This window comes from Loktanella fryxellensis, from assembly GCF_900110065.1.
Classification (GTDB): Bacteria; Pseudomonadota; Alphaproteobacteria; order Rhodobacterales; family Rhodobacteraceae; genus Loktanella; species Loktanella fryxellensis.
In genome coordinates this window covers 1-4,619 of the sequence record NZ_FOCI01000055.1, presented here as the reverse complement: position 1 = coordinate 4,619, position 4,619 = coordinate 1, and the positions used below count along the sequence as shown (strand labels likewise).

The window sequence follows — 4,619 nt, the reverse complement described above, 5'->3', positions numbered from 1 at the left end:
CCTCGCTTTTTGCGAAATACTCCGGGGGGGCGGCGGCACGCCGGGGGGGCTGGCCCCCCTTGCCACGCTTGCACCGGGGGCCGCCGCCGCCTCACACCCGGTTGCATTGACCCCGCCTGCGATTTGCGATCATGGTCCGCGCACCCTTTGACCGGACGGACCCATGGCCCAGACCAGACCCTTTGCGCGCTTCGAATGGCTGATCGCCTGGCGCTACATCCGAGCCAAGCGGGCCGAAGGCGGTGTCAGCACCATGACGTGGATCAGCCTGATCGGCATCACGCTGGCGGTCTTTGCATTAATCGCCACGCTTGCGATCCGGTCGGGCTTCCGGGCAGAGTTCGTGGACACGATCCTCGGGTCCAACGCCCATGTCACGGTCTATGAACAGACGCCCATCGCGGGCACTGACCAGTTCACGCGCATCATCTCGGACTACGCCGCCCTGACCGCGCGCATCAGTGCCGTACCCGGCGTGACCCGCGCCGCCCCCCTCGTGCGTCAGCAGGTCATGGCGAACCGCGGCACCGACAACGCGGGGGTCGAGGTTTACGGCATCACCGAAGCCGACCTGCGCACCGTCCCCCGCATCGTGAACCCAGAAGAGTCCGTGGGCACCCTCGACGACTTCCAGTCGGGCATCGCCATAGGGTCGGGTGTCGCGCAGGAGTTGGGCGTCACCGTGGGCGACCAGATCAAGCTGATTTCGCCCAACGGCGTGCGCACCGCGATGGGCACCAGCCCGCGCGTCAACGTCTACACGGTCACCTATGTCTTTACCGCAGGCCGCTACGACATCGACCGCACGCGGGTCTACATGCCGCTCGAGGAGGCGCAGAGCTTCTTCAACCGCGAGGGCGTCGCCGACGAGATCGAGGTCATGGTCGCCGATCCCGACGCGGTCGAGGAGGTGATGCCGGGCATCCTCGAAGCCGCGGGCGACTATGCCTACCTGTGGTCGTGGCGCGATTCTGCGGGGGCCTTCCTGCGGGCGCTGACGGTCGAGGACAACGTGATGTTCGTCCTGCTGTCGATCCTCGTGCTGATCGCGTCGATGAACATCATCTCGGGCCTCATCATGCTGGTCAAGAACAAGGGCCGCGACATCGGCATCCTGCGCACCATGGGCCTGACCGAAGGGTCGATCCTGCGCATCTTCTTCATCTGCGGGGCGGGGATCGGCACCGTGGGCACCGTGCTGGGCCTGATCCTCGGGTGCCTCTTCGCGCTCTACATCGATCCGATCTTCTCCTTCGTGAACTATGCCGCGGGCGGCGGCGTCTGGGACCCGGAGATCCGGGGGATCTATGCGCTGCCAGCGCAACTGAACGCGGGCGACGTGCTGTCGTCGGTCGCGCTGTCGCTGGGGCTGAGCTGGATCGTCACCATCTTCCCGGCCCGTCGCGCGGCCCGCATGAACCCGGTCGAGGCGTTGCGTTATGAGTGATCCCATCCTGAACCTGCGCGACCTGCGCAAGGGCTACAACGCGGGCAAGCCGAACGAAGTGCGCGTGCTGCAGGGCATCGATCTGACCGTGCAGGCGGGCGAGGTGGTGGCCCTCGTCGCCCCCTCCGGTGCCGGCAAATCGACGTTGCTGCATATCGCGGGGCTGCTCGATACGCCCGACACGGGAACCGTGGCGATCAGGGGTCAGGACATGAGCGCGCTCAATGATCGCAAGCGCACGGCCATTCGCCGCAACGACGTGGGCTTCATCTATCAGTTCCACCACTTGCTGCCGGAGTTTTCGGCGCTGGAGAACATCGTTCTGCCGCAACTGGCGAACGGCGCAACCGACGCCGCCGCCCGCGACCGGGCGATGCACCTGCTGGACACCGTGGGCATCGCGCCCCGCGCGACCCACCGGCCCGCCGCCCTGTCGGGGGGCGAACAGCAGCGCGTCGCGTTCTGCCGCGCATTGGCGAACGATCCGGTGCTGCTGCTGGCGGACGAGCCCACCGGCAACCTCGACCCCGTGACCTCGGACCGGGTGTTCGCGGCGCTGATGGCGCTGGTGCGTCAGACGGGCCTTGCCGCCGTGATCGCGACCCACAACCTCGATCTCGCCGCGCGGATGGACCGCGCCGTGCGGCTGGTGGACGGGCGGCTGGTGGACGGCGCTGCCTGAGCGTTGCCGCTTGCCAGCGCCCGCGCGCAGGCCCATGCTGATCTGGAACAAGCGTCGGTCAACGGCGCGCAGCAGCAGGCGGACACCATGCGATACATCATCCTTGCAGGATCACTGGCCCTGGCCGCCTGCACGCCGGAGGCAGAGCCTGATCCCATCGACGGGCAGGCGTCGTTCATGGCGCAGTGCAGCGCCTGTCACGGGCCGGATGCCCGTGGCGGCGGTGCGGCTGCGGCGGGACTGCCCATCGCGCCGCCGGACCTGACGCTGATCGCCGCGCGCAACGGCGGCACGTTCCCCCGCGATGGCGTGATGAGCACGATCGACGGTCTGTCGCGCGGCGCGCACGGGGCGGTCGATCCGATGCCGCATTTTGGCGACGGCGACATGGGGCCGATGATCATGACCGACGACGGCGGCAACCCGATGCCCGTCCCGGCAGAGCTGCTGGCCTTGACCGACTATCTGCAGTCAATCCAGCGCCAGCCGTAGGGGCGGCACCTCGCCCGCGATTTCCAGCACCAGCTTGCGCTGCACGGCGGCGGCAAAGCTGTCGCGCCCCTCTGCCGTGACCATGAATGCGCCCGGCCCGCCGATGATGTTGTCGGCGTAAAGCTGTTCGAGGTCGTAGCCCGCCCGCCGCATGTCGTCCGCGCGCAGGATCGGAAGGGCGTTGATGACCGTGCCGGTCGCCAGCACCTGATCGCGCGACGGCAGGATCGCGGGGCCGCTGGAGTTGCCCATGCTGTCGCCGGAAAAGTCGATCACGTGGCGAAAGCCGTCATAGGCGTTGGTGTCGATCAGGCGCTGCCCCGCCAGCAGCGCGGCCCCGATGGCGTTGCTGCCGAAGGTCGCGCGGGGGGCTGCGGTCAGCGCATCGGCAAAGGCCTGCGCCGCCTCCACCCAGTCGATCAGCATCCAGTCCACGACCTGCACCTGATTGGTCGCCCATTCGACGTAGGTCACGGCGATATGCCCGTGCAGCGTGTCGGCGATGGCGTCCTGCACCGTGTCGGACAGCAGCGCATCCGCATAGCCCTGCCGCTGGAACGCCAGTTCGCCCGCGTCGATCGACACGTTGGCATCCGCCAGCAGCACGAGTTCGAGCGACGTTTCCACCCCCGCAGCCACAGGCGCGGCCTCTGGCCCGCCGGATTGGGGCAGTTGCAGGGTGGTCTGGGCGGTGGCGGTGCCGGTCCACAGCACCAGCGCGGGAATGATGTGTCGCATGACCCCAGTTTAGACACCGCGGCGCGTTTCATCGCCTGACAATGGCGTGAGGCGCGGTGTCATGCGGTGATTTGGCGCGGTGCCGGGTTAAGATCAAGGCAACCGCACAGGAGATCGCCATGTCCCGCACCCGCCTTCGCACCGCCGCCGCCGCCTTGATCCTGCTGACAGGCCCGGCGCTGGCCGGTCCCGTCAGCTTTGCCGGCTGGCAGGAACAGCGCCTGTCGCTGTTCGGATCGAACGATTACACGTTCGGGGACACGCTGGAGATGACCTCCGCCGGGTCGGTCAGCATCGCGTGGGGCCGCGTAGCACAGGGTGACTGGGGCGCACGGCGGGCGTCGTGGACATGGGACGTGACCACCAGCGTGCCGCCCACGGACCTGAGCCGCAAGGGCGGCGACGACCGCAACCTCGCGGTCTATTTCCTGTTCGTGCCGCAGGCAGAGGCAGCTGCCCTTGCCAGCGCCGACATCCGCGCCCTGCTGGGCCGGTCCGACGTGCGGGTGCTACAATACGCTTACGGCGGCAACAACCCGGTCGGGTCCGTGCTGCCGTCCCCCTATGGCACGCCGGGCACCGGGGCCACGATCGTGCTGCGGCAGGCGGGCACGGGGTCGCACAGCGAGAGCGTGGACCTCTCTGCCGATTACGCACGGGCGTTTGACGGGGCGCCCGGCGCGCTGATCGGCATGGCGGTGAGTGGCGACAGCGACGATACGAAGAGCCCAGTCGCTGCGGCGGTGGGGGGGATGCGGGTGGAGTGACGTGGGCTGACTAGCATTGAATTACCAATTTTATCTTGGTCTAGTAGCGCTGACCTTTCTAATCCTTTTCCTCTCGAAAAACTTAATCACCCCAGGCCAAACATCTAAAATAGATTTCAGTATTCGAAAAGGCAATATAAATGCAATTACAAGTAAGGCAATATTTCTACTGATGACTTTACTTCTACTACTGTTGAGGTCGCTTAATTGTTGGCGAATGAATTCGCCCTCCATGGCTAAGTCGATTTCGGAATTACTGATCGTGATGACAGCGTCAGCAAGCTCAAATCCTGAGTCATATAAATTAAATACTACACCTCGGGATTTGCCGGATTTAATATTAAATAAGATTCGATCAAATTCAGAACCTTTGTCCAGTAGACTGATGTATTTCTCACAGTTAAAAATTGTTGAAACGCCAGGAAGATGAGTGCAGCCTGGGACACTAGTATGCCGAATGGCTCTGTTGCACAAATCCGAGAGGGATTCATGT

At 65.3% G+C, this 4,619-nt stretch carries 6 protein-coding genes; 4 read left to right on the top strand and 2 right to left on the bottom strand.

What is annotated here, in order from left to right:
- Window positions 1-163 precede the first annotated feature (163 nt).
- The 3 genes from BMX16_RS17045 (at window position 164) to BMX16_RS17035 (ending at window position 2,621) form a co-directional block, all read left to right on the top strand.
- Window positions 164-1,447 (top strand): lipoprotein-releasing ABC transporter permease subunit, encoded by a 1,284-nt coding sequence (locus tag BMX16_RS17045; protein ID WP_089905969.1) that lies wholly within the window; start codon window positions 164-166, stop codon window positions 1,445-1,447.
- Window positions 1,440-2,129 (top strand): ABC transporter ATP-binding protein, encoded by a 690-nt coding sequence (locus BMX16_RS17040; RefSeq protein ID WP_089905967.1) that lies wholly within the window; start codon window positions 1,440-1,442, stop codon window positions 2,127-2,129. The genes BMX16_RS17045 and BMX16_RS17040 overlap by 8 nt, the downstream gene beginning before the upstream one ends.
- Window positions 2,130-2,216: 87 nt before the next feature.
- Entirely contained in the window at window positions 2,217-2,621 is a 405-nt protein-coding gene (locus tag BMX16_RS17035) for a c-type cytochrome (protein ID WP_089905971.1), read from the top strand.
- Here BMX16_RS17035 and BMX16_RS17030 read toward each other — a convergent pair.
- Window positions 2,601-3,359 carry a DUF1194 domain-containing protein gene (locus BMX16_RS17030; protein ID WP_089905965.1) on the bottom strand — a complete coding sequence of 253 codons (759 nt, stop codon included), beginning with the start codon at window positions 3,357-3,359 and terminating at the stop codon, window positions 2,601-2,603. The genes BMX16_RS17035 and BMX16_RS17030 overlap by 21 nt on opposite strands.
- A 119-nt stretch (window positions 3,360-3,478) precedes the next feature.
- On the opposite strand from BMX16_RS17030, the gene BMX16_RS17025 reads away from it, so the two are divergent.
- Window positions 3,479-4,126, top strand: a complete 648-nt coding sequence (locus tag BMX16_RS17025; protein ID WP_089905963.1) for a DUF3047 domain-containing protein — start codon at window positions 3,479-3,481, stop codon at window positions 4,124-4,126.
- Window positions 4,127-4,156: 30 nt separating this feature from the next.
- Here BMX16_RS17025 and BMX16_RS17835 read toward each other — a convergent pair.
- The coding region (locus BMX16_RS17835; protein WP_218139950.1) for a hypothetical protein at window positions 4,157-4,619 on the bottom strand (463 nt) is incomplete at its 5' end.

Coding starts and splice junctions, on each gene's coding strand:
- BMX16_RS17045 (WP_089905969.1), top strand. CDS start 164: ATGGCCCAGACCAGACCCTTTGCGCGCTTCGAATGGCTGATCGCCTGG.
- BMX16_RS17040 (WP_089905967.1), top strand. CDS start 1,440: ATGAGTGATCCCATCCTGAACCTGCGCGACCTGCGCAAGGGCTACAAC.
- BMX16_RS17035 (WP_089905971.1), top strand. CDS start 2,217: ATGCGATACATCATCCTTGCAGGATCACTGGCCCTGGCCGCCTGCACG.
- BMX16_RS17030 (WP_089905965.1), bottom strand. CDS start 3,359: ATGCGACACATCATTCCCGCGCTGGTGCTGTGGACCGGCACCGCCACC.
- BMX16_RS17025 (WP_089905963.1), top strand. CDS start 3,479: ATGTCCCGCACCCGCCTTCGCACCGCCGCCGCCGCCTTGATCCTGCTG.